Origin of the sequence: Paenibacillus pasadenensis, from assembly GCF_002864175.1 — a bacterium.
Taxonomy (GTDB): domain Bacteria; phylum Bacillota; class Bacilli; order Paenibacillales; family Paenibacillaceae; genus Paenibacillus_O; species Paenibacillus_O pasadenensis.
The window spans coordinates 2,006,529-2,028,317 of sequence record NZ_NFEZ01000004.1; the positions used below are offsets into that span (position 1 = coordinate 2,006,529).

General features: G+C 62.3%; 22 protein-coding genes. 14 read left to right on the plus strand and 8 right to left on the minus strand.

Annotated elements, in window-relative coordinates:
- Positions 1 to 111: 111 nt before the first annotated feature.
- Positions 112 to 537, minus strand: a complete 426-nt coding sequence (locus tag B8V81_RS18050; RefSeq protein ID WP_084136714.1) for a site-specific integrase — start codon at positions 535 to 537, stop codon at positions 112 to 114.
- A 28-nt stretch (positions 538 to 565) separates the two neighbouring features.
- Here B8V81_RS18050 and B8V81_RS18055 point away from each other — a divergent pair, with 28 nt between their 5' ends.
- A complete protein-coding gene (locus B8V81_RS18055; protein WP_244912792.1) occupies positions 566 to 1,120 on the plus strand; it encodes a cyclin family protein in 555 nt (184 codons plus the stop codon).
- Between the two features lie 243 nt (positions 1,121 to 1,363).
- A complete protein-coding gene (locus B8V81_RS18060; RefSeq protein WP_101808904.1) occupies positions 1,364 to 1,996 on the plus strand; it encodes a TVP38/TMEM64 family protein in 633 nt (210 codons plus the stop codon).
- A 146-nt stretch (positions 1,997 to 2,142) separates the two neighbouring features.
- Here B8V81_RS18060 and B8V81_RS18065 read toward each other — a convergent pair whose 3' ends face one another.
- The 3 genes from B8V81_RS18065 to B8V81_RS18075 all read right to left on the minus strand — a co-directional run bounded on the left by B8V81_RS18065 (position 2,143) and on the right by B8V81_RS18075 (position 4,542).
- The gene (locus B8V81_RS18065; protein WP_101808905.1) at positions 2,143 to 3,072 is read right to left on the minus strand and encodes a VOC family protein; all 930 of its coding nucleotides are present in this window, start codon (positions 3,070 to 3,072) and stop codon (positions 2,143 to 2,145) included.
- Between the two features lie 98 nt (positions 3,073 to 3,170).
- On the minus strand, positions 3,171 to 3,374 hold the full coding sequence (locus B8V81_RS18070) for a hypothetical protein (RefSeq protein WP_101808906.1): 204 nt from the start codon (positions 3,372 to 3,374) through the stop codon (positions 3,171 to 3,173).
- Between the two features lies 1 nt (position 3,375).
- Complete coding sequence (locus B8V81_RS18075; RefSeq protein WP_101808907.1) at positions 3,376 to 4,542, minus strand: glycoside hydrolase family 27 protein; 1,167 nt, start codon at positions 4,540 to 4,542, stop codon at positions 3,376 to 3,378.
- A gap of 269 nt (positions 4,543 to 4,811) precedes the next feature.
- On the opposite strand from B8V81_RS18075, the gene B8V81_RS18080 reads away from it, so the two are divergent.
- Entirely contained in the window at positions 4,812 to 6,197 is a 1,386-nt protein-coding gene (locus B8V81_RS18080) for an FAD-binding oxidoreductase (RefSeq protein WP_101808908.1), read from the plus strand.
- A 200-nt stretch (positions 6,198 to 6,397) separates the two neighbouring features.
- On the opposite strand, the gene B8V81_RS18085 is transcribed toward B8V81_RS18080, so the two are convergent.
- Positions 6,398 to 7,585 (minus strand): MFS transporter, encoded by a 1,188-nt coding sequence (locus B8V81_RS18085; protein ID WP_101808909.1) that lies wholly within the window; start codon positions 7,583 to 7,585, stop codon positions 6,398 to 6,400.
- A gap of 131 nt (positions 7,586 to 7,716) precedes the next feature.
- Between B8V81_RS18085 and B8V81_RS18090 the strand changes: the two genes are divergently transcribed.
- The 3 genes from B8V81_RS18090 (at position 7,717) to B8V81_RS18100 (ending at position 9,703) form a co-directional block, all read left to right on the plus strand.
- On the plus strand, positions 7,717 to 8,145 hold the full coding sequence (locus B8V81_RS18090) for a winged helix-turn-helix transcriptional regulator (protein ID WP_101808910.1): 429 nt from the start codon (positions 7,717 to 7,719) through the stop codon (positions 8,143 to 8,145).
- Positions 8,146 to 8,275: 130 nt separating this feature from the next.
- Positions 8,276 to 8,686 (plus strand): RrF2 family transcriptional regulator, encoded by a 411-nt coding sequence (locus B8V81_RS18095; protein ID WP_101808911.1) that lies wholly within the window; start codon positions 8,276 to 8,278, stop codon positions 8,684 to 8,686.
- 99 nt (positions 8,687 to 8,785) lie between these two features.
- A complete protein-coding gene (locus B8V81_RS18100) occupies positions 8,786 to 9,703 on the plus strand; it encodes an NAD(P)/FAD-dependent oxidoreductase (protein WP_028597831.1) in 918 nt (305 codons plus the stop codon).
- A gap of 209 nt (positions 9,704 to 9,912) precedes the next feature.
- Here the strand turns inward: B8V81_RS18100 and B8V81_RS18105 are convergent, their stop codons facing one another.
- Positions 9,913 to 11,112: an ROK family protein gene (locus B8V81_RS18105; protein WP_028597832.1), complete on the minus strand. Its 1,200-nt coding sequence runs from the start codon at positions 11,110 to 11,112 to the stop codon at positions 9,913 to 9,915.
- 270 nt (positions 11,113 to 11,382) lie between these two features.
- Between B8V81_RS18105 and B8V81_RS18110 the strand changes: the two genes are divergently transcribed.
- Genes B8V81_RS18110 through B8V81_RS18120 form a run of 3 tightly spaced genes read left to right on the plus strand, consistent with a single transcriptional unit; the run spans position 11,383 to position 13,569 of the window.
- On the plus strand, positions 11,383 to 11,988 hold the full coding sequence (locus B8V81_RS18110) for a chromate transporter (protein ID WP_101809456.1): 606 nt from the start codon (positions 11,383 to 11,385) through the stop codon (positions 11,986 to 11,988).
- A 13-nt stretch (positions 11,989 to 12,001) separates the two neighbouring features.
- On the plus strand, positions 12,002 to 12,544 hold the full coding sequence (locus B8V81_RS18115; RefSeq protein WP_028597833.1) for a chromate transporter: 543 nt from the start codon (positions 12,002 to 12,004) through the stop codon (positions 12,542 to 12,544).
- Positions 12,545 to 12,597: 53 nt separating this feature from the next.
- Entirely contained in the window at positions 12,598 to 13,569 is a 972-nt protein-coding gene (locus tag B8V81_RS18120) for a formylglycine-generating enzyme family protein (RefSeq protein ID WP_043110979.1), read from the plus strand.
- A gap of 65 nt (positions 13,570 to 13,634) precedes the next feature.
- On the opposite strand, the gene B8V81_RS18125 is transcribed toward B8V81_RS18120, so the two are convergent.
- Complete coding sequence (locus B8V81_RS18125; protein WP_101808912.1) at positions 13,635 to 14,441, minus strand: helix-turn-helix domain-containing protein; 807 nt, start codon at positions 14,439 to 14,441, stop codon at positions 13,635 to 13,637.
- Between the two features lie 198 nt (positions 14,442 to 14,639).
- On the opposite strand from B8V81_RS18125, the gene B8V81_RS18130 reads away from it, so the two are divergent.
- The 5 genes from B8V81_RS18130 to B8V81_RS18150 all read left to right on the plus strand — a co-directional run bounded on the left by B8V81_RS18130 (position 14,640) and on the right by B8V81_RS18150 (position 20,759).
- Positions 14,640 to 16,100, plus strand: a complete 1,461-nt coding sequence (locus B8V81_RS18130; protein WP_028597835.1) for a sulfatase family protein — start codon at positions 14,640 to 14,642, stop codon at positions 16,098 to 16,100.
- 145 nt (positions 16,101 to 16,245) lie between these two features.
- Positions 16,246 to 17,922, plus strand: coding sequence for a helix-turn-helix domain-containing protein (locus tag B8V81_RS18135; protein ID WP_043110980.1), 1,677 nt, complete (start codon positions 16,246 to 16,248; stop codon positions 17,920 to 17,922).
- A gap of 153 nt (positions 17,923 to 18,075) precedes the next feature.
- Positions 18,076 to 19,008 carry an iron-hydroxamate ABC transporter substrate-binding protein gene (locus B8V81_RS18140; protein ID WP_028597837.1) on the plus strand — a complete coding sequence of 311 codons (933 nt, stop codon included), beginning with the start codon at positions 18,076 to 18,078 and terminating at the stop codon, positions 19,006 to 19,008.
- 204 nt (positions 19,009 to 19,212) lie between these two features.
- Positions 19,213 to 20,097 carry a class I SAM-dependent methyltransferase gene (locus B8V81_RS18145; protein ID WP_028597838.1) on the plus strand — a complete coding sequence of 295 codons (885 nt, stop codon included), beginning with the start codon at positions 19,213 to 19,215 and terminating at the stop codon, positions 20,095 to 20,097.
- 107 nt (positions 20,098 to 20,204) lie between these two features.
- Positions 20,205 to 20,759 carry a hypothetical protein gene (locus B8V81_RS18150; RefSeq protein ID WP_028597839.1) on the plus strand — a complete coding sequence of 185 codons (555 nt, stop codon included), beginning with the start codon at positions 20,205 to 20,207 and terminating at the stop codon, positions 20,757 to 20,759.
- Between the two features lie 13 nt (positions 20,760 to 20,772).
- Here B8V81_RS18150 and B8V81_RS18155 read toward each other — a convergent pair whose 3' ends face one another.
- Entirely contained in the window at positions 20,773 to 21,681 is a 909-nt protein-coding gene (locus B8V81_RS18155) for an AraC family transcriptional regulator (protein ID WP_028597840.1), read from the minus strand.
- Between the last annotated feature and the right edge of the window lie 108 nt (positions 21,682 to 21,789).

Genomic DNA, 21,789 nt, shown 5'->3' on the forward strand with positions numbered 1-21,789 from the left:
TCAATATTTTTTAAGAAAATGAATCGCCCTGTCTTCTGTTAAAGGCAGGGCGATTCATTTTGTACCGCTCCGAAAGCTACGTTGAAAGGCGGTCAGTAGCTTGAGAGCGAATTATTGAATCGTCGTTGACGATTCAGAGTCGGTATCAAATAGTCTCTCTGGCGGGACGGTAAATGAGACTTCATGTCCCTTGCTCTTTTGCTCCGTCCCAAAGAGCATGTTGCCATACTGCTGTGCCGTTTCCTTATGAACAGAAGGTAGTACGTGACTATACGTATCCAATGTGACGCGAATATCGGAATGGCCCAATATTTCCTTTACTACCTTGGGATTGATGTTGCGGCTGAGCATCAGAGTAGCCACAGTATGTCTCAGATCGTGAAAGCGAATTTTGGGAACATCAGCCTTCTTCATAAGGTCATAAAACGTGCGGAGGAGATTGCGGGGATTGACAGGGGTTCCAATCTTGGTACATATGATTAGATCGTTGTCTTGGAAGAACGCTCCGGCAGAACGCCTTTTCTTCTCGTATTTCATTTTATTCTAACAGAGGGAGTGGACAAGAATGAGTTTCAAAGCTGAACATGAAAAATGGATCAAAGGGCATTTGAAACGACGCGAAGGGGAGCGGAAAGATGCGTTGAAGCGAGGCCATGGGTATGGAAATCGATTCTTTGCAGAGAAAACATGGTGGCCGCTCGTGGGCCATTTTCATGACTTGCACCCCGAGTATGAAGTGATGGATTGGCGCGGGCGATCGTATTTCGTCGATTTCATGTGGATCGTGGGGACTCTTCGCTTTGCGATCGAAATCATGGACTATGGCTCGCACGGCAAGGACCGGACGAAGTATCGGATGGACCTGAACCGCGGAATGTTCCTGCAATCCTATTCATGCCGCTTGATCGCGATTTCATTCGACGAGTTGAAAGAAAATCCAGCTTACATTGAGGCCGTTCTACGGAATATATTGGCCCCATACTTGAATTCCGGCATAGATCATTCGGGAACAGGAAATCGGCGGCATGGGAAGATAGAGCGCGAATGGATGCGTTTTTGCGGTCCGTCATCACCGAATCATTCGGCCGGCGCAAGCGGCAGTCGAACTGGAATTGCATAAGCAGACCGTCATCAAGTACTGTCGCGAGCTCGCGCAAAAAGGAAAGCTGAGGCCTGTCCCGGCTGGACCATCAGGAAAAGTCTACTCGTATGAGCTTTTAGGCTCTGTCCAAAGCGGGGACTTGATCTGAACCAGAAAAACCCATTCATGGATCGACGGCCTCGCCCCGCATTTGTATCCACCCCGCCCATTCCGTATCATAGAAGCAAGCACGCTAATGACGAACCGGAAAAGAGCGCATCCATGATCAAAAAGCTAACGATGACGATTTTGTACGCCGGAATTGCGGTCGTCGTCTATCTGTACCATGAGCCGATCCTCGGCTGGATCGAAAGCCGGGAATCGGCCATGCCCGTCATGCTGGCAGCGACCGGGATGGCGCTGTTTCCGGTCATCCCGTATCCGGTCGTCGGCGCCGTCATCGGCGCGGCATACGGCCCGATCGAGGGCGGCATCGTCACCTGGGTCGGCTCGACCGCCGCTTCCCTGCTCATGTTCCTGTTCATCCGCTACGTCTTTCAGGACTGGGGAAAGCGCATGCTGGCACGCTATGGCCGGCTCGATCGGATGACGCAGCTGTTCGAGCGCAATGCCTTTCTGATGATCCTGTTCGCACGGCTCATTCCCGTCATCCCGTCGATCGTCATCAACGTTTACGCGGCGCTGAGCCGCGTGTCGTTCGGCGTGTACGCCGTCGCATCGGCGCTCGGAAAGGTGCCGTCGATGCTGCTGTTTGTCGTCATCGGCGACGGCCTTGTCTACGACGCGCGGAATATTTGGGCGGCGGCCGCCATTTACGGCGTCTTTCTAGCCGTGACGCTGATCGGCTATCGCGGGTGGGCGAGACGCTCTTTCCAAAAAGAGCGGCAAAGCTGAGGCCATAGCCGAAAATACGCTAAGCCGGCTCCCCGGCGGCGGTAGGCGAGACGCTCTGTCCATAAAGACAAAGCTGACGCAGGTTGAACCCAAAAAACGCCCTCCCGACCGGGATGGCGTTTTTTTCAGAAAAGCTGCTGCCCTCGTCAATCTCCCCGATAAGCCCGCTCCAGCTCTGCCAAATCGAACTTCTTCATCTTCAGGAAAGCTTTCGTGACGCGGACCCGCTGCTCCGGCGTTCCTTCGGCCATCATCTTGTCCATGGCGCTGGGACAGATCTGCCATGACACGCCGTAGCGGTCCTTGAGCCAGCCGCATTGCTCGGCTGAAGGAACGGCGGACAGCTTGTCCCAGTAGAAGTCGATCTCTTCCTGGGTGTCGCAACGGACCACGAAGGAAGTCGCTTCATTGAATTGGAACGAGTGGTCATGCGCGCTGTCCATCGCCGTGAGCCAGGTGCTTCCCAGCCTGAAGTCGGAGAACATGACGTCTCCCTCGCGATCCGGCTCCATGCCGGGTCCATAACGAACGAGCTCGCCGGGCTGCGAGTCGCGGAACACCGAAAGATAGAAATCGCGCGCTTCCTCAGCCTTGCCGCAGTTGGCGCCGACGAACAGCAGGGAAGGGATGATCGGCGGACGCGGCTCCCCGTCCGGATTCGTCAGGATGAGCTGCCAGCTGACGCCGAATTTGTCCTGGATCCACCCAAACCGTTCGCTGAACGGGTATTGGCCGAGCGGCATGAGAGGAGTTCCTCCATCAGCCAGCTTCTCCCATGCCTCGTCAAGCATTTCCCTCGCTTTCGGTTCCCGCGACGGATCGTAATTGGCAAAGAACGAGATCGAGGGATTCAGCTTGAAATGCGGTCCTGCCGAGATCGCCATGAACGGCTGCCCCCATACTTGGAACGAGACGAGGGACGCATCGCCGGAAGGCGTGTCGTTCAAGGGCGTTACGCTGTTGATGCTGGAATCCGGAAAGACGCTGCTGTAGAGCTCTGCCGCCTCTTTCGCTTCCTTGTCGAACCACAGATGCGGAACGATTCCCCGATCCAGACCCGATTGGTGCATGCTCATCGTAAACGGCCTCCTTTTAGGTTCATCCCCTTGAGTTTAACCTAAAACGGATGCATCCGTTTCTTCCCGATTGCTTTCGTCGTGAAATCCATAATCCATCAACGAAACAGCACGCATTTTCCGGAAGCCCGATAATGCTGGATGAGCTTCTCGATCGGCTCGCGGCCGCAATTCAGCTTGACGCCGAGGCAGTCGATGCAGAGGAAGTCCTGCGCGAAGCGGGACACGAGCTTCAGGTAGATGGCGACGTCATCCGTCTGGAGCGGCACGCGGCAGCTGGTGCAGATGCGGGGGCCGGCCATTTTAGCGGACGAGCTTGGCGCGCACGACGCGGCAATCGTGAGCAGGCACGACCGGAGCGAAACGTTCCTTGAACGATCCCAGCTCCGCATGCTCGATGCAGTCGTACAGCGACAGGGAGAAGCCGGCTGCATGCGGCAGTCCGAGATCCCAGAACAGCACCGGCACTTCGCGCGGGGTGTCGCTCAGGTTGAAGAAGCCGATCGCCAGATCGCCGTCCGTCAGCACTTTGACCAGGATGAACACCTCGTCGTTATGGAACCAGTTCGGCTCCGGCTTGATCCGGTAGGCGCCGCGCCCTTCGATGTCCTGATTGATGGCGATCAGATCCCGGTTCAGCAAAATGTCCTTCGTCGCCTCGCTCGCGTTGCGGATATCGCAGCCGATCATGAGCGGGGACCCCATCAGGGCCCAGAGCGCGAAATGGGTCCTGTACTCGATGTCGGTGCAGCCGCCGATCTTGCTGCCGATGAAGGCGTCGTTGCTGCCGCCGTTCATGCCGACGACGAGCATGTCCAGGTCGTTGTAGCTGAACGGTCCCGTAAACGGCGTCTTGTCGAGCTGGGAGATGGCGAGGTCCTTGATGGAATCCCAGAAATCGCGGATGTCGACGGTCGACCGGTACGTATGGGCGCCGGATTCGCGGATCCAGTCGTACACTTTGTCCTCGCCCCAGTTGCACGCGGAGAAGAGGATGTCGCGACCGCTGTTCTTGAGGGCGAGGCTCATCCGCTTGTACATCAGCTCGCCGGAAATATGGCGGGGCTTGAAGCAGTAATCGTACTTGAGGAAATCGACGCCCCATTCGGCGAACAGCGCCGCATCCTGGAACTCATGCTCGAAGCTGCCCGGATAGCCGGCGCAAGTGTGGGTGCCGACGCAGGAATACATGCCGAACTTCAAGCCTTTGGCGTGGATATAATCGGCCAGCGCTTTCATCCCGCTGGGGAATTTGGCCGGATCGGCCACAAGATTGCCGTCGGCATCCCGTTCCTTCAAGCTCCAGCAGTCGTCGATGACGATATATTCGTAGCCGGCATCTTTATAGCCATCCGTCACGAACAGATCGGCGACGTTGCGGATCAGCTCCTCGTTGATATCCCATGTAAACGTATTCCATGAATTCCAGCCCAAAGCGGGCGTCAGGCCAAGCGGCTTGTTAGCATCCATTTCCTTCATCCTCTCTTTATCATGCGCCGTCGATCCTATCGGGAGGAGCGCTCGCCGCATGATGTCGTCTATTCGGATTAAACCAGAATCGCAGCCGGTTGCGAATAGAAGAATGTGGCGGGAGCATAGAGAGATGTAGCAGGAACGCTCCGGTCGCCTGTCTGGCTTGCCGCATGGGCCCATTCCGTCCGCGAATGTCCCGCATAGGATAGAGGGCATCTGGCCGCGCCAAGGCGAGAGGCCCACTTGTCCCGATGGGAGCTGGATCCATGAAATCCAACACGAAGCTGACTGGAAAAGTCATTTTTCGCGGCGAATCGGGCTATGATGCCGCGCGCAAAAACTGGGATCCGCACACGGACCGCTTTCCGAAGGTGTTCGTCTTTGCCCGGACGGCCAAAGACGTGTCCAATGCGATCCAATGGGCTCGGGAGAACGACGTCCCGATCCGGCCGAGAAGCGGCCGCCATGCGCTGGAAGGCGATCTGTCCCAAGTAACCGGAGGCATCGTCATCGATGTCAGCAAGCTGAACGAGATCAAGCTGAACAAAGCCAAAGGCACCGTCGTCGTCGGCGCCGGCAACCGGGTGGGGCGGCTCGCCCACGCGCTGGCGAAGCGGGGCTTCATCGCTCCGTTCGGCGACAGCCCGTCCGTCGGGATCGGCGGCATCACGCTTGGCGGCGGCATCGGCCCGCTCCAGCGGACGATCGGCCTTATCAGCGACAATCTGACCGCCCTGGAAATGATCGATGCCAAGGGGCGGATCCTCCACGCCACCAAGAAGCGGAACGCGGATCTGCTGTGGGCTTCGCGCGGCGGCGGGGGAGGCAACTTCGGCATCTGCACCCGGTATAAGTTCAAGGTTCGCAAGGCTCCGGCGAAGGCGACCGTCTACCGGATCACATGGCCGTGGGAGCAGTTCGAGGAAGTGCTTCTCGCCTGGCAGCAATGGGCGCCGAGCGTGGACGACAGGCTCGGAAGCGAGCTGTCGATCGGTCCGAAAAAGGGCGGCAACGTCAGCATGGAAGGGCTGTTCCTCGGCTCCAAAACTGCAGCGACAAGGCTGCTGAAGCCGCTGACGAGCATCGGAACGCCGACGAGCCGGATCATCCGGCTGCTGCCGTATGACGAGGCGGTGACGTTCCTGCTGCCGCCGGACCCGGTGCTGACGAATCGGGAGAGCAACCAGTTCTCCTCCGGCTTTGCCCGCCGTCCGTTCCCGACCGCGGCGCTGAAGCCGATGCGCGAATTCCTGGAGAACATCGAGGGCGAGTTCGCCGGATTCTTTTTCCTCAACTGGGGCGGAGCGGTCAGCCGTCCGTCGCCTCGCTCGACGGCTTTCTACTGGCGCGATGCGAAGTTTTATGTGGAGTGGAACAGCTCCTGGGTGCAGCCGAGCCAGGCGGCCAAAAACATCGCGATCGTCCGCAAGACGCGCCGGAGGCTGCAGCCTTACATCGTCGGCTCTTATATCAACGTCCCGGATCAGGGCATCAAAGCTTCCGGCCCGGTCTATTACGGCAAGAACTACCCTCGGCTGCGCCGCGTGAAGGCGAAGTACGATCCGGAAAACGTATTCCGCAATCCGCAGAGCATTCCGCCAGCCAAGGCAGGAACGGCGCTGCGAGCGAAACGGGCCCGGCCCAAAGCTTAGGGCGTGCTGCAGCCTGCTAAGGATGCAAGGGGCGAAAAAGCGGGAGAGAGGCTCGGAGCGGGTTTGCAAACACGCCCTAGGTCAGATCGACGAGCAGAGCCGAAGCGGAGGCTGCCCTCGCTTCGGCTCTTTTTTCGCTGCGCCTGTTCCGTCCATCCAAGCAGGGCAGCCAAGGGACAAGCCCTTGCCCTTATTTGAATTCAAGCCGCGCTTCGCCGGTCCGCCCGAATCCGAGCCCTGCGACCCAGCGCGAAGCTGGCCAGCGCGGCCGCGAAGCCGAGCGCGATCAGCGATGCCGCAAGCCAAGGATGGAACTCCACCTCGGCCGTTCGATTGATCAGCCATCCTCCCGCGCCGGCGCCGCCGGCGATGCCGAGATGGATGACGGAGGTGTTCAGGCTGAGCACGAGGTTGGCCGACTTGGGCGCTTGCTGGATCATGTAGCTTTGGACGGCAGGGCCCGATGCGAACAAGGCGATGAACACGATCGCGATCAGTCCGACCGCGACCGGCGTGGAGAACGCGAAGAACGGCAAGAGCGCCATGCCCAGCGCATGCAGGACAAGGAAAGCTCCAAGCGTACGAGCGGCGCCCCAGCGGTCGACGAGGCCGCCGCCGAGCCGGGAGGCGAAAGCGCCGGCCAAGCCAAGAGCGAGCATCAAAAACGCGATATCCGCCGTTCGGAACTCCAGCATCTGCTGCAGGTAAGGCGAGATATAGGTGAGGAAGACGGAATTTCCTCCTTCACGGAGCAGCGAGATCAAAAACGCCGTCAAAATGACTGCGCTGCCCGCATGCTTCAGCTGGCGAGACAACGGAACCGGCTCGTCGCCCTCCACTCCGGGCATGAGGCGGAACATGACGGCGCCGACGGCTGCGGCGAGAGCGCCGAGCAGGATGAAGATCGCCTGCCAGCTCAGCCAGTCGGCGATGGCGACGCCGAGCGGCACGCCGAGGATCATCGCGCTGCTGAAGCCGAGGATGATCGTGCCGATGGCGCGTCCGAGCCTGTCGGCCGGAACGAGCTTGGCGGCGATGCCGAGAGAGACGACGAGGAACATGCCGGAGCTGGCGCCGAGCACGACTCGGGCCGCCATCAGCGACTCGATGCTCGAGCTCGAGGCGGACCAGGCGCTGCCGGCGATGAAGACGGCCAGCGAGCACAGCAGCAGCGGCTTGCGGTCCATGCGGCTCGTCGCGACGATGAGCAGCGGCGTCGCGATCGCGAACGACAAGGAATAAGCGGCGATCAGCTGTCCGGCGACGGCCAAGGAAATATTTACATCCTCGGCGATGCGGGGTAGAATGCCAGAAACGACCAGTTCCGACGTCGCCGTGAGGAACACGCCGAGGGCAAGCAGGTAGATCGTAAACGCGTTTGTTTTCATGGAGATCGTTCCCTTCCTTTTGTCTGATTGGATTATAATTAAGTTTCTTTATTTAGGTAAGTTCGCAAAGCGTTTGGACGTAGTCCACCGGAATGGACTTCCTTTCGAAACGGCAAAGGAGAGGAAAGGCAATGGAGGAGCGACTCGAAAAGCAGGAGCGAATCGAAAAGCAGGAAGGAATCGAAGAGCAGGAGCTTGAGGAGGGAGGGTGGAGCCAGGACGAATCGCATCATCCCCATATCTGCTCGGTGCTCGAAATATTGGGGGCGAAATGGTCCATCCTTGTCATCGCGGAGCTCTATAAAGGGCCGCGGAGATTCCAGCAGCTGCAGCGGGATGTCGCGGTCGTGCGCACGCAGTCGCTGACGAACGTGCTTCGTCATCTGGAAAGCACGGGAATCGTTCATCGCGAGGTATATCCAAGCGTGCCCGTGACGGTGGAATATTCCTTGACGGATAAGGGCCGGGATTTCCAGGCGGCGCTGAGGGAAATGGAGAATTGGGCGATCCGCTGGGGGAGCGGAGGACAAGGAGCGCAGCCGGGGACCGCTGGGGACTGATTTCTCGTGCAAGGTTCGGATGGGCCGGCAGCGGGATGCGAAAGCCCCCTTGCCGGCTTTTTAAGTTGCGCTTTTGCCAAAATCGGGTTAATATAGACCCGTGAAGTCTGTAATAAAGAGGCGATAGCGAATGAAATATTCCAAAGCGACGGATTACGCGCTGCATACGATGCTTTTCCTCGCGCTCGGCGAACGGGAAGGACGCGTCGGCGTCGGACCGCTGGCCGAGCGGATGCAGGTATCCCCGACGTATCTGTCCAAGATTTTGACGAAGCTCGTCAAGGACGGACTCGTGGAGTCCTCGCCCGGCGTATCGGGCGGCTACCGGCTGCGGCGCAGCGCAGGAGACATCGCCCTGCTCGACATCATCCAGGCGATCGAGGGCAAGACGTCGCTGTACGAGTGCAGCGGCGTCCACCATCATCCCGGCTGCCTCATCCATCAGGCGATGGCAGAAGCGGAGCATAGGATGGAGGCGCATCTCGCCTCCGTTACGATCGCCGATCTCGCCCGTCAGCAGGAGCAGAGGGCATTATCCTGATTCGATTCCCGCCTCGCAGGCGCTTCGAGCGCGAGTAGAGGCGGGATCGTTTCGGGTCAATTATAGATATTATTACTCTACAATGGAGGCGATTGAGCAATGGCGGACAAGAGGCTGGATGCGATCATCATCGGAGGAGGTCCTGCCGGTCTGAGCGCGGCGCTCGTGCTGGGGCGGGCGCGGCGCGACGCGCTGCTGCTGGACGAGGGCAAGCCGCGCAACCGGGTGACCCGGGAGAGCCACGGCTTCGTGACGCGAGACGGCATCTCGCCGACGGAATTCCGCCGCATCGGACTGGAGCAGCTCGCTCCGTATCCTTCTGTCCGCGTGCGGGCGGGCAAGGCGGTCGAGGCCGCAGGCGAGAACGGGCGGTTTCGGATCGTCACGGAGGAAGGCGAGACATATGAGGCGCGCAAGCTGATTTTCGCCACGGGCAAAAAGGACCTTCCGCTCGACGTGCCGGGTCTGCAGGAGGTTTACGGCCGCAGCGCCTTCGTCTGCCCGTTCTGCGACGGCTGGGAGATGCGGGAGCGCAGCCTGGCGATTCTCGCCCGCGGCGAGCATGCGATGCACATGGCGAAGCTGCTCGCGGCCTGGTCGCCGCGGCGGACGGTGCTGACGAACGGCCAGGGAGGGCTGGACGAAGTCCAGATTGCTGAGCTGGAGGCGCATGGCGTCGCGGTGCGGACCGGGACGATCCGCCGGCTGCAGGCGCGGGACGGGATGCTGGAGCGGGTGGAATGGACGGACGGAACGAGCGAGCCATTCGGAGGCATGATCTTCGCTCCGCAGCTGGCGGCGGGCTCCGACCTGCCGCAGCGGCTCGGCTGCCGCGCCGACGAGGCGGGCACGGTCGAGGCGAGCGAGATGGGCCAGACGAGCGTGCCCGGCGTCTACTGCGCCGGAGATGCGATGACGGCGCGCTATCAGGCGATTCAAGCGGCGGCGCTCGGGTCGATCGCCGGCGCGGCGGTTGTGGGCGAGCTCATGCTGGAGGCGTGGAACGCGGTGGAATGAGCCGCCCGAGCCGTCGGTTAGCACAGGACCGTAACGAAAAGAAGCGAGACGAAGCGGTGCGGCGGGCCGTGCTGTCTTGCCCCGTTCAGCCTGGAAATCCGAGCGGACAGCCGGTCGTCCGCAGCAGCGGCGCATGGCGCGCCTAAACCATAACGCACGACGCCCCGTCGGAGCCGCGTATGCAGCGGCTCCGGCGGGGCGTTTCGGGTTCAAGGCTCCTCCTGCCATACGGTCAAGGCGGCTCCGACGACGACGGCGTCCTCCTGGAGGACGCCTTTGGAGAATACGGGCGAGTAGTGGGGCGAGTAATAGATGTTGCGCCGGGCCGTCTCGATGGCGGTCCGGTAGACGTGGTCGCTGGAGCGGATGAGGGCGCCGCCGAGCAGCACCGTCTCCGGGTGGAGGACGTTGATCAGGTTGGCGAGCCCGATGCCGAGATGAACGGCGGCTTGCAGAAAGATCTCGCGGGCGTAGGGACTGCCGTCATGAAGCCCTTGCAGCACCATGTCGTACGTGATCCGCTCCGGAGGAACCGCGGCGGCGCCGGGAACGTCGCGCCGGCCGGCCTTGGCGTCGGCTTGCGCCTTTCGCTCGATCGCCTGCACGGAGGCGAACGCCTCCCACGCGCCGTAATTGCCGTCCGAGTGCAGGCGCGGACCGTCCATATGGATGATCATCTGTCCGGCGGCGCCCTCCATGTCCACCGAGCCGTGGACGAGGCTGCCGCCGGACATCATCGCGGTGCGGATGCCGATGCCGGCATGCACATGGAGCAGATGCTGCGGATTGTCGCCGCGCATCGCCCATCGCTCCCCTAGCAGGGCGGCGTTGGCGCCGTTTTCCAGGCGGGCCGGAATGCCGGTCCGCTCCTCGAGCAAGCGGCAGATCGGAACATCCTTCCATCCCGGTGCCGGAAAATGAAGGGGCGCGATGAGCAGTCCCTGCTTGCGGTCGAGAGGGCCGACGGCTCCGATGCCGATGCCTCGGACTTGGCTCGGCTCGATCCGGTGGTCCGACAGGATGGAGCGGATGTTGCGGGCGGCAAAATCGACGAGCTGCTCCGGCGTCATGGCCTCGTCCATCCGCCAGTGGAGAAGCGCCTTGGCGTTCATCCTCGCATCGAAAAAGCCGAGCGAGGACGTGCGGCGGGAAATCTCCAAGCCGAAAAAATAGCCGCTTTCGGGATTGATCTCGTACAGGATCGGCTTCCTGCCGCCGCTGGACGGTCCGAGCCGGGAAGCGCTCAGCAGCTTCTCGGCGACCATCTCGTCCAGCAGCCGGGTGAGCGAGCTGCCGGTCATCCCGGAGGCGGGCAGCAGCTCGGCTTTCGACGCGGTGCCCATCGAGGAGACGAGGGCATGGATCCGCTTCTTTGGCGGATCGGTACGGCGATCGGAAGAGTTTTTCATGGATTTTTTCCTTGTATCGGGATGGGATTAAGGTCAGTATAACGGAATTCGCTTGGGAAGACCATCGTGCAAGACGACGAGCATCCGCCGAAAAATGCAACTTTAGGTTAATTTCAAATAAAGTGGAGTCGTCCAAAAGCGAAAGAAGGGGGAAAAGGCCGGAATGGGAGTTGTTTCAGAGGGGTTTGGAACGAAGAATCAGCTCTCGTTGATAACTTAATGCCAAAATGGAATTAAGATGATATACTGATGCGGATGGAGGTGAAGACGATGAACGAACCGGGATTCAAGCTGCCGGGCAAGCTTTTCGTCAGTTTCCTCAAGATCGGACCGCTGACCTTCGGCGGAGGCTATTCCTCGGTCGCGCTGATCGAGCGCGAGGTCGTCGACAGGCGGCACTGGCTGAGCTCCGAGGACGTGGCGGACCTGTGCGCGGTCGCCCAGACGGTGCCCGGAGCGATCGGAGCGAATGCGGCGACGCTCATCGGGTACCGCATGGCCGGCGTGCGGGGAGCCGTCGCCGCGTTGGCCGGCATGCTGCTGCCGACGTTCGCGATCGTGCTCGCGCTGTCGATGGCGTTCCTGGCCGGACGGGGCAATCCCAAGGTCGAGGCGGCGCTGACGGCGATGCGTCCGGCCGTCGTGGCGCTGATCGTCTATGCGGCCTATAAAGTCGGCCGAACGGCGCTCGTGGACTGGATCACCGTGCTTATATTCGTCGCGGCAGCCGCTGCGATGCTGCTCGGACAGCCGCTCGTCCATCCCCTGCTCGTGCTTGCGGGAGGAGCGGCCGCGGGAATCGCGGCCATGCGCTTGAACAAAGGCCGGATTCCGGCCCGGCGTTCCGATGAGCATGAAATTGAATACATGATCTGACCGGAGGCCAGCCATGCAGCTGATCGAACTGTTTATCGCGTTTTTCCTGGCAGGGCTGTTCTCCTTCGGCGGAGGCTATGCGATGGTGCCGCTGCTGCAGCATGAGATCGTCTACCGGCACGGTTGGATGACGGCCCGGGAGTTCGCCGATCAGGTCGGCCTAGCGGGCATCGCGCCGGGACCGATGGCGGCGAACATCGCCGTGCTGACGGGCCATCGAGTCGCGGGTTACGCCGGAGCGATCGTCGCCATGCTCGGCATCGTCCTGCCCTCGCTGCTGCTGATCCTGCTGCTCGGCACGCTGTTTTTCCGGTATCGGGACAATCGCTGGGTGCAAGCCTCCCTATACGGCCTGCGCCCCGCCGTCGCCGGACTCATCGCCTATGCGGCCGTATCGTTCGCCAAGAGCGGCGGCATGCTCGAGACGATTTCCTGGTTCGCGGCTTCGCAGCTGCTGCTCTTCGCCGGAGCGCTGATCGCGCTTCTCGTCTACCGCAAGCATCCGGTTTCCGTTATGATCGTGTCAGGACTCGTCGGCGTCGCTCTCTACAGCTGACGGCGCCGGCGGGAATCCGGGCAACGGAATCGGACAAAAGGAGAGGTCACACGATGGACATGCATTCGTCCTGCTGCAGCGCCTCGCGCATGGCCTCCGGGCCTCAGGCGGCGGCCGGGCCGGATCTCGAGCGCACGCCTTCGCCTGTCGTTCCGGCGCGGAGCGAGCGGCTCGTGCGGCTGGAGGGCGGCGAGTTTCAGATGGGGGCCAGCGATGCCGACGGATTCGCCTCCGACGGCGAAGGGCCGCCCCGGCTCGTGCGCGTCGATCCGTTCCGGATCGCGCCCTGCGCCGTAAGCAACCGCGAATTCGCCGAGTTCGTCGAGGCGACCGGCTACCGGACCGAAGCGGAGCGCTTCGGCTGGTCGTTCGTTTTTCATCTGCTCGTCTCGGAGCAGACCCGTCGGCGGGTGGCGAGCGTGCCTCAAGGCGTCCCGTGGTGGCTCGTCGTCGAAGGGGCATGCTGGTCGAGGCCCGAAGGGCCGGACTCGTCGATCGGGAAGGAGCGGCTGGACCATCCCGTCGTCCACGTCTCGTGGCAGGACGCGGCGGCCTACTGCGCCTGGTCGGGCACGCGGCTGCCGACGGAGGCGGAATGGGAGTATGCGGCCCGCGGCGGCCTGCAGGGCAGGACGTACCCGTGGGGCGACCTGCTGAGGCCGGACGGCCGGCACCGGTGCAACATCTGGCAAGGAAAGTTTCCCGTCAAGAACAACGCCTCCGACGGGTATGTCGGAACGGCTCCCGTCGACGCCTACGAGCCGAACGGATACGGCCTGTACAACATGTCGGGCAACGTCTGGGAATGGTGCGCGGACTGGTTCAGCCCGAGCTACCACGCGAGCACCGATCCCGTCAACCCGCATCAGACGGAGCCGACCGGCAAGCGCTCGACGCGCGGCGGCTCGTACCTGTGCCACCGTTCCTACTGCAACCGCTACCGGGTCGCCGCGCGAAGCGGCAATACGCCGGACAGCTCCACCGGCAACATGGGCTTCCGCGTCGCCGCGGACGTCCTCCCCTGAGGCCGGTCACGCCGAATAGACCCGCCGCGCCTTACGCGCGGCGGGTCTTTTGGCGCTGCGCGGATTCAGTCGGCGAGCGGAGGACGCCCGTCCCGCCGGCCGCCGCGCGCGACATAGTCGGTCGGCGACAGGGAAGTATGCTTTTTGAACATCCGGAAGAAATAGGACGTGTCGTAATAGCCGAGATACTCGGCGATCCGGGCGACCGTCATATCCGAATGAAGCAGCAGGCGTCCGGCTTCGGCCACCCGCAGCTGATGGACGTAGCGGATCGGAGACAGGCCGATCGTCTCCCGGAAGACGGAGGCGGCATAGTTGGGCGACCGCCCGATGAGCCGGGCCAGGTCCCGGATCTCCACCTGCTCCCGGTAATGCTCCATCAGGTGGCGCTTCATCCGCTCGGCGTACCGAGCCTGGATCGGCGTCAGCTCGGGCTTGTCCAGCTCCCTTGCCGCCAGGCCGAGCAGCTCCAGCAGGATGGCCTCGCAGACGAATGTCCCGTAGGCTTCGCTGCTCCGGAATTCCTCGAACAGGCGCTCGAAGCGCTGCTCCAGATACGGGAAGTGGCGCGGCTTGAAGCGGATGAAGCGGTTCTCCCGCAGCAGCGGAACCGCGCCCCCGGCCTCGGCATCGAAGGTGAACGTAGCGGTGAATTTCCGATGGGGCCCGGACGGATGCGTGCTGCCGGCACGGCGCGTCCCTGCGGGCACGAGCAGCAGGTCTCCCGGCTCGGCGACATAGTCCCGGCCGTCGATGCGATAGGATACATTTCCTTCCAGGACAAGAATCAGCACATGGTACGGGATGCGCTCGGACTGCGTGCGCCAGCCCGGAATGAAATCATCCAAATGTACCGACAAGGAACGCAGCATGGAATCACCTTCATCGCGTAATCGATCCTTGCCAGTATACCATTTTCCGCATGAGCGGGTCCGAGCTCGAAAAAAGGTCATCGTTGAATCGTACCTCCCGGAATCGGATCTTACATCGACGTGCTCCGCGTTCGTCTCCTATACTCGGAGCAGGCCATAGGGAAAGCTCGCCCAAGCCCGATAAAAGGAGAGAAGACGATGCGCATCCTGCTGCTTGACCTCGATTCGACCCGCCCCGACCATCTGGGCTGCTACGGGTACCCTCGGAATACGTCGCCCCATATCGACCGGATCGCCGCCGAGGGCGTGCGGTTCGAGAACTACTACACTTCCGACGCGCCGTGCTTTCCTTCGCGCACCGCGCTCATGACCGGACGGTTCGGCATCCACAACGGCGTCGTCGGGCATGGCGGCACGGCGGCCGACGTGCGCCATGACGGGGAGTCGCGCGATTTCCGCAGCCGGCTGGCAAGCGACAGCTTCCCGGCCTTGTTCCGCAAGGCGGGCATGAAGACCGCGCTCGTCAGCCCGTTCGGCGAGCGGCATTCGGCGTGGACGTTTTATGCCGGCTTCAACGAGATCCACAACACCGGCAAAGGCGGCATGGAGTCCGCCGAGGAGGTGACGCCGGTCGTGCTGGACTGGCTGGAGCGCCATGCGGAGCAGGACGACTGGATGCTGTACGTCAACTACTGGGACCCGCATACGCCCTACCGGGCGCCGGAGGCGTTCGGCAACCCCTTCGCCGACGAGCCGCTGCCGGACTGGATTACCGAGGAAGCGTTCCGAAAGCATCGGGAGAAGGTCGGACCGCACGGCGCCCGCGAAATCAACATGTATGACAGCCAGACCTTCCCCGAGTATCCTCGGCATCCCGGCGAGCTGAAGGACCGGGACGATCTGCGGCGCATGATCGACGGCTACGATTGCGGCGTGCGCCACATGGACGACAACATCGGCCTGATCCTGGACGCCATGCGGCGCAAAGGCGTGCTGGACGATGCCGTCATCATCGTGACGGCGGATCATGGCGAGAGCCTGGGCGAGCTGGGCATTTACGGCGAGCACGGCACGGCGGACCAGGCCACATGCCGGATCCCGATGATCGTCCGCTGGCCGGGCGTCAGCGGGCGCGGCACGGTCGACCGGGGGCTTCATTATCATCTCGATCTGCCGCCTACGATGGCGGAGCTGATCGGGCTGGAGCCGGCGCCGTCGTGGGACGGCCGCAGCTATGCCGCCTCCGTGCGGGACGGAGAGGAGACGGGACGCGACGCGCTCGTCCTGTCCCAATGCGCGCATGTGTGCCAGCGCAGCGTCCGCTTCGGGGACTGGCTGTACATTCGGACGTACCACGACGGCTACCATCTTTTCGCCAAGGAGATGCTGTTCAACGTCAAGGAGGACCCGCACGAGCAGCGCGATCTCGCAGCGGAGCGTCCCGAGCTGTGCCGGGAAGCCGCTCATCGGCTCCTGGACTGGCACGACGGCATGATGATGACGATGGACCATGACGTCGATCCACTCTGGACCGTCATGAAGGAAGGCGGCCCGTACCACGCCAAGGGGAATCTGGCCCGCTACGCCAAGCGGCTGGCGGAGACGGGACGGGGAGAATACGTCGGCGAGCTGCGGAAGCGGCATCCGAGAGAACACTAGAGCCAGGAACGACCGAGGAGCCGGGATGCCGGCTCCTTTTTGGCGCTCGGTTTGTTCCCGGCGCTTGATATGCTACGATAGGGGAAAACGCGGGAAAAGGGCGGCTTTCGGCGCCACGGTCCCGGCTTGAAGAGGGGATTTGACGGTGGACCAGACATTTGGATCGGAGTGGGAAAAGCTCCGTTTTCCGCTCTATTCCGCGCAGCGGATCCGGTCCGTCTACTGCACGGCGAATACGCCCGTCCAGAAGTGGAAGGAAGCGTCGCCGTCGCTGCTCGCGGTCCGGGACGGCAGCGGGACGCTGCAGGCGGGCGGGAACGCCTACGATCTTGGCGCGGGAGAGGCGCTGCTGCTGCCGGCAGAGGAGGCTGCCGAGCTCCGAGGAGGTCCCGGCGGACCGCTGCATGCTTACCTGCTCGTCATCGGCACGGGGATGGCTGGAGCCGCAGCCGTGGATGGCCCGGGAGGCTTGCGCCCCAGCTCGCTTGACGCCGTCCGGCAGCCTCGGCGCATCTCCGGCGATGCTGGGCTGGCGTCTCAGCTGGAGGAGCTTTTTGTCCACCGGCTGCCGCGCACGGAAATCCGCCACGTCCAGAATCAGCTCCTGTTCCACCAGCTCCTGCTCCGCCTGCTTCCCCACGGCCAGGCGAAGCAGGCGCCTGATGCGGAGCTGCCTTCGATGGAGCGCAGCGTCGCTTATCTGGAGGAGCGGTTCGCCGAGGAAGTGACGCGCGAGCGGCTGGCCGAGATCGCGGGCGTGAGCGCGTCCCACTATACCCGGCTGTTCAAGCTGCACACCGGCTTCACCCCGAGCGACTACTGGTCGCGCCTGCGGATCAACCGGGCCAAGGAGCTGCTGCTTGGCGGCGCGGACTCGCTGCGCGACATCGCCCACAAGGTCGGCTACAAGGACGAATTCTACCTGAGCCGGCGCTTCAAGCTGCAGGAGGGGCGCTCGCCGAGCGAATTCCGCAGCCGCAAGGTCGAACGGGTCGCCGCCTGGCTCGCTCCCTACGCCGTCCATCTGCGGCTGCTCGGCGTGGAGCCGGAGCTGCTGATCGCGGACAGCAGCGAGTTCCTGAAGCCGGAGGCGGAGGTCCCGGCTGCGGGAGCTTCCCGGCTGATCGCCGCCGACGAGCCGCCCGAGACGATCCGAGCGGCTCTTCTGGACAGCCGGATCGAGCTGATCGTCGGCGCCTCGCCGCATCTGGAGCGGTACGGGCAGAGCGCCAGCCGGCTGCGCGTCGCCGCGCCGCTCGCGGATATTCCGTGGATGGAGATCGGCTGGAAGGATCAGCTGAGCCTGATTGCCCGCGCGGTCCAGCGGACGGAGCGGGCGGATGCGTGGCTGGAGGCGTTCGACCGGGAGGAGCGGGCGGCGCGGGAGCTCGTGCAGGCACGGGGGTTGGCGGGTCAGACCGTCTCGATCCTGGTCGCCAAGCCCGGGCGGCTGCTGGCTTACGGCGCGCGCAATGCGGGGTATGTGTTCTACCGTTCGCTCGGAATGCTTCCTCCGCCTCCGGTGCGCGAGGAGATGGAGCGCCGAATCGACCAGTTCCATTCGATGGAGGTCGGGTTGTCCGAGCTGGGACGGTGCGACGGCGATCGGCTCCTGCTCATCTCCGTGCCCGACAAGCACGGCTCTATCGGCCATGTGGAGGAGCTTCTGCAATCGGACGCGTGGCGAGGGCTGCGAGCCGTGCAGCGGCAAGCGGTCTATAGAGCGGAGGAGGACGACTGGATTCCGTACAATCCGGTCTCGATCCAGCTGCAGCTTCGCCGCGCGGTCCAGCTGCTGCTCGGCGAGCCGTTCCGAGCCTGAATGTCCAACTGGCGCCAGTGAGCCAATTGTGCATGCGGTTCCTCCCTTAAAAAGCTATGGCATGGCCGAGGGAGTCTCCCTATACTAGCGATAGCGACTGATAATGATTTTCATCGTCAGTTTGGACAGCGAGAGAAAAGGGAGAGAGTCATCATGAAGAAGCTTTTCATGCCGATCGCATTGAGCGCGATCCTGCTGCTGGCAGCCTGCGGCAGCAAGGAGGCGGCCGATAACGAATCCAACGCGGGGGCTGTCGGAGAGAGCGGCTCCGAGACGATCGTTTATCAATCCGAGAGCGGCCCGGTCGAGGTGCCGGCGCATCCGCAGCGCGTCGTCGTGCTGACCCGGTTCCTGACGGGCAACGTCATGGCGCTGGGCGTGCCGCTTGTCGGCGCGGACGAGATGTCCAAGGACAATCCGAACTTCAAGGACAAGCTGGCCGATGTCGAGGCGGTATCGGACGAAAGCGTGGAGAAGATCATCGAGCTGCAGCCCGACCTGATCCTGGGCACGACGGATGCCAAAAACCTTGACAAGCTCAAGCAGATCGCGCCGACCGTCACCTTCACCTACGGCAAGCTGGATTACCTGGACCTGCAGCTGGAGGTCGGCAAGCTGCTGAACAAGGAAGCCGAGGCGAAGGCGTGGGTCGAGGACTTCGACAAGCGCTCCAAGGAAGCCGGAGCGAAGATTCGGGCAAAGATCGGCGACAAGGCGACCGTTTCCGTGCTCGAGACGTTCAACAAGCAGCTGTACGTATACGGCTACAACTTCGGCCGCGGCACGGAGCTTCTCTACGGGCCGTTCGGGCTGAACATCCCTGAAAAGGTGAAGGAAGCGACGAAGACGGACGGCTACCTGGCCGTATCGACCGAGGTGCTGGGCGACTACTCGGGCGACTACATCATCTTCAGCAAAAACTCGGAAGAGGACAACTCGTTCCAGGAGACGGAAACGTACAAGAACATCCCGGCCGTGAAGAACGGGCATGTGTACGAGGCCGACGCCAAGGCGTTCTACTTCAACGATCCGCTCAGCCTGGAGTATCAGCTCGACTTCTTTACGGAGAAGTTCCTCGGAGAATAAAGAACCGTCGAAAGGGATCATCGCGTTCAAGAAGGCTTGCCAGGGCAGCCGATTGCGAAAAAATAAGCCGTTTCCGAAGCTTGCCAAAGCTTTGGAAACGGCTTTTTGCGGCTTGTTTCGAAGCGAGGCGCTTGCTCATCGGAATGAACTCATCTATTATAGATATTAGATATCCATAATAGAATCAATGAGAGGGGCTTGACGATGAAAGAGCTTGATGATGCCAAGGTGTGGGAGCAGGCGTGGAAGGAAAGAGGGGATCTCGTGCGGGCAAAGCAGGAAAAAGCCGGCATCCAGCCGTCCCGAGCTTTTGACGACAAAGCGGAGACGTTCGATCAATCTTCCTTCAGCGAGGAAGGAAGAAGAAGGACAGAGCGCATCCTCGGATGGCTGGAGGGGCAGGGCGTCGACTTCAAAGGGATGTCCATCCTTGATGTCGGCGCGGCGTCCGGCGTGTTCACCGTGCCGATGCTCGAGCGCGGAGCCGCCGTCACGGCGGTGGAGCCTTCCCCGCCGCTCGTCCGGCTGCTGAGAGAGAACGCGGCGCGCGCGGGCGCAAGCGGGCTGGAGATCGCGGCTGCCCCGTTCGAGGAGATCGACGTGCGCGAGCGGGGCTGGGAGGGCGCGTTCGATCTTGTTTTCGTCTCGATGTGCCCCGTCCTGCACGATTGGAGCGCGGTGGAGAAGATCCTGTCCTGCGCGAGGCATTATGCCTACATCAGCCTGCCCGCGAGCGCGGGAGGGCATAGCCTCGCCGAGGAGATCTGGCCGCTCGTCACCGGCGAGCCGCTGCAGGTCGGACTCCATCGGGAGATGGGCTTCCTCCAGCATCTGCTTTATCTCAAGGGGTATGCCTATCATTCGCTCGTCACGCGGGAATCGAAGATGAGCGAGCTGTCATGGGGCGAGGCGCTGCAGGAAATGAGAAGCTTGCTGAGAGGCCGCGGCATGACCGTGGATGACGAGGTGGAGCGGGCGATTGCCGGCCACCTAGAGAAAGCCTATCCGTCGGGCCGTGTTCGGGTCCGCCAAGGGGGCCGCTTCGGCAAGGTGCTGGTGCAGCTGGGGGACGAAAGCATGCGGGCTTAGACGGATCGAAGCAGCTCTCGAGGGGACAAAAGGCGCAGCGGATGCTGTACGGCTGCTGTTTCGCCATGCTACACTTCCAATAGGAAATAAAAGGAAGAGGTGGCGCGATGCAAGCTTTACTCGTCGTCGGCGGCGTGGTGCTCCTGGCATTCGGGGCGTTCGCCCTCCTTTCGGGGCAATGGCCGGCCTTTGCCGGAGGCCTGTTCGGCGGACTGCTGCTGATGGCTCTGTCTCGAATCATCGACTTGCTGGAGGAGCTGCTGAGAAACGCAAGCGATGCGCCCTACTCGCGGGAGCAGCTGGCAAAAATCATGCAGCGATCACGAGCTTTCCGTCTGGAATCGGAGCTGTTCGAGGTGCACCCGAACGCCAGCGGCGGCAATGAATACCCGCTTTATTATTTGAATGGCGAGCCCTACGTGCGCGCTCGTGCGTTTTTGCCGTATATCAAGCAAGTAGATACGCGATATACGTTCGAGCTTCCGGGAAGGGAGCCGGTGACGCTCGACCGCTCCTCCGCCTATCTTCAAGGAGCTCCACTGTTTGAGTACCAGGAACAGGTAGTGGTGCGGCTCAAGTCGCTCGGCTTGCGGACCCGTCCCGTCGGCGACGCGATCAAGCTGGAGTGGCTGCAGCCCGTCGGGCCGAATTCCCAGTCGTAAAATAGCTTCGATTTCACCCCCTCTCGCTTGGGAGGGGTTTTTTGGCGTTGAAAGCCTCGCTTCGATATCTCCCCGGTGTCCGCCCCTCGATCTGCTTGAACACGCGGCTGAACGATGCGATGTCCCGATAGCCGACCATGCCGGCGATCGTGTCGAGCTTGTGGTCCGTCGCGCGCAGCAGCTCGCTGGCGGCGGCGATCCGCTGGCGCTGCACGAACCGATGGAACGTCTGGCCGGCATGGCGCCGGAATAGACGCTGAAAATGCCGCTCGCTCATGCCGGACCGCTCTGCCGCCTCATGCAGCGTGATCGGGCCGAGCGCCTGCTCGCGCACCTGCTCGATCGTCTCGGCGAACGCATGGATCGGGGAAGGCTCCTGTCCGGATCCGCTGCTCGCGTCCGCTTCCCGCAGCCGCAGCCACTCGATGAGCAGCAGCGTCAGCAGCGCGGACAGCATGGCGGGCGTGCCGGCGCGCGGCGAGGCATGCTCCTCGTGCAGCCGCTCGAACAGCGGCTCGAGCTTCAGGCGCGCGTCGCGGATATGGCCGGCCCCCGGCGGACCGGCCTCGATGTCCCGCCAGCGCTCCAGCAGGCGGAGCTCCGGCGAGGCGGCAGCGATCTCCTCCAGCAGCTCGGGCTGGAATACGACGTTGTACACGACGAGCCGCCGGCTTTTGTCCGCCGAGTAGGGACGGAACACATGGGACGCGCCGACCGGCAGCGCGTAGAAGTCGCCGCGTCCCGCCGGATGGGCGGTGCCGCCCAAATACTGGTAGCCGGTTCCTTCGGCCACATAGTTCAGCTCGATGAAGTCATGCTCGTGCAGGGCGGTCTCGAACCGCTCCTCGATCCGGTTGACGAAAATCCGGTACCCCGGACGGAACAGCTCGCTCGCTTTCATCGTAAGCCGGCTTCGCTTCATGCGCGGCCTCCTTTCGGCATCGGCAGCCATAGAATGGTCGATGGTTATGTCCATTTTACCATGGTTTTTCGTCCGGATCAGCTATGGGAGAGCGGCTGGCAGCGAGGT

Excerpts from the sequence above, each read along its gene's own strand:
- B8V81_RS18050 (WP_084136714.1), bottom strand. The coding sequence starts at position 537 with ATGAAATACGAGAAGAAAAGGCGTTCTGCCGGAGCGTTCTTCCAAGAC.
- B8V81_RS18055 (WP_244912792.1), top strand. The coding sequence starts at position 566 with ATGAGTTTCAAAGCTGAACATGAAAAATGGATCAAAGGGCATTTGAAA.
- B8V81_RS18060 (WP_101808904.1), top strand. The coding sequence starts at position 1,364 with ATGATCAAAAAGCTAACGATGACGATTTTGTACGCCGGAATTGCGGTC.
- B8V81_RS18065 (WP_101808905.1), bottom strand. The coding sequence starts at position 3,072 with ATGAGCATGCACCAATCGGGTCTGGATCGGGGAATCGTTCCGCATCTG.
- B8V81_RS18070 (WP_101808906.1), bottom strand. The coding sequence starts at position 3,374 with ATGGCCGGCCCCCGCATCTGCACCAGCTGCCGCGTGCCGCTCCAGACG.
- B8V81_RS18075 (WP_101808907.1), bottom strand. The coding sequence starts at position 4,542 with ATGGATGCTAACAAGCCGCTTGGCCTGACGCCCGCTTTGGGCTGGAAT.
- B8V81_RS18080 (WP_101808908.1), top strand. The coding sequence starts at position 4,812 with ATGAAATCCAACACGAAGCTGACTGGAAAAGTCATTTTTCGCGGCGAA.
- B8V81_RS18085 (WP_101808909.1), bottom strand. The coding sequence starts at position 7,585 with ATGAAAACAAACGCGTTTACGATCTACCTGCTTGCCCTCGGCGTGTTC.
- B8V81_RS18090 (WP_101808910.1), top strand. The coding sequence starts at position 7,717 with ATGGAGGAGCGACTCGAAAAGCAGGAGCGAATCGAAAAGCAGGAAGGA.
- B8V81_RS18095 (WP_101808911.1), top strand. The coding sequence starts at position 8,276 with ATGAAATATTCCAAAGCGACGGATTACGCGCTGCATACGATGCTTTTC.
- B8V81_RS18100 (WP_028597831.1), top strand. The coding sequence starts at position 8,786 with ATGGCGGACAAGAGGCTGGATGCGATCATCATCGGAGGAGGTCCTGCC.
- B8V81_RS18105 (WP_028597832.1), bottom strand. The coding sequence starts at position 11,112 with ATGAAAAACTCTTCCGATCGCCGTACCGATCCGCCAAAGAAGCGGATC.
- B8V81_RS18110 (WP_101809456.1), top strand. The coding sequence starts at position 11,383 with ATGAACGAACCGGGATTCAAGCTGCCGGGCAAGCTTTTCGTCAGTTTC.
- B8V81_RS18115 (WP_028597833.1), top strand. The coding sequence starts at position 12,002 with ATGCAGCTGATCGAACTGTTTATCGCGTTTTTCCTGGCAGGGCTGTTC.
- B8V81_RS18120 (WP_043110979.1), top strand. The coding sequence starts at position 12,598 with ATGGACATGCATTCGTCCTGCTGCAGCGCCTCGCGCATGGCCTCCGGG.
- B8V81_RS18125 (WP_101808912.1), bottom strand. The coding sequence starts at position 14,441 with ATGCTGCGTTCCTTGTCGGTACATTTGGATGATTTCATTCCGGGCTGG.
- B8V81_RS18130 (WP_028597835.1), top strand. The coding sequence starts at position 14,640 with ATGCGCATCCTGCTGCTTGACCTCGATTCGACCCGCCCCGACCATCTG.
- B8V81_RS18140 (WP_028597837.1), top strand. The coding sequence starts at position 18,076 with ATGAAGAAGCTTTTCATGCCGATCGCATTGAGCGCGATCCTGCTGCTG.
- B8V81_RS18145 (WP_028597838.1), top strand. The coding sequence starts at position 19,213 with ATGAAAGAGCTTGATGATGCCAAGGTGTGGGAGCAGGCGTGGAAGGAA.
- B8V81_RS18150 (WP_028597839.1), top strand. The coding sequence starts at position 20,205 with ATGCAAGCTTTACTCGTCGTCGGCGGCGTGGTGCTCCTGGCATTCGGG.
- B8V81_RS18155 (WP_028597840.1), bottom strand. The coding sequence starts at position 21,681 with ATGAAGCGAAGCCGGCTTACGATGAAAGCGAGCGAGCTGTTCCGTCCG.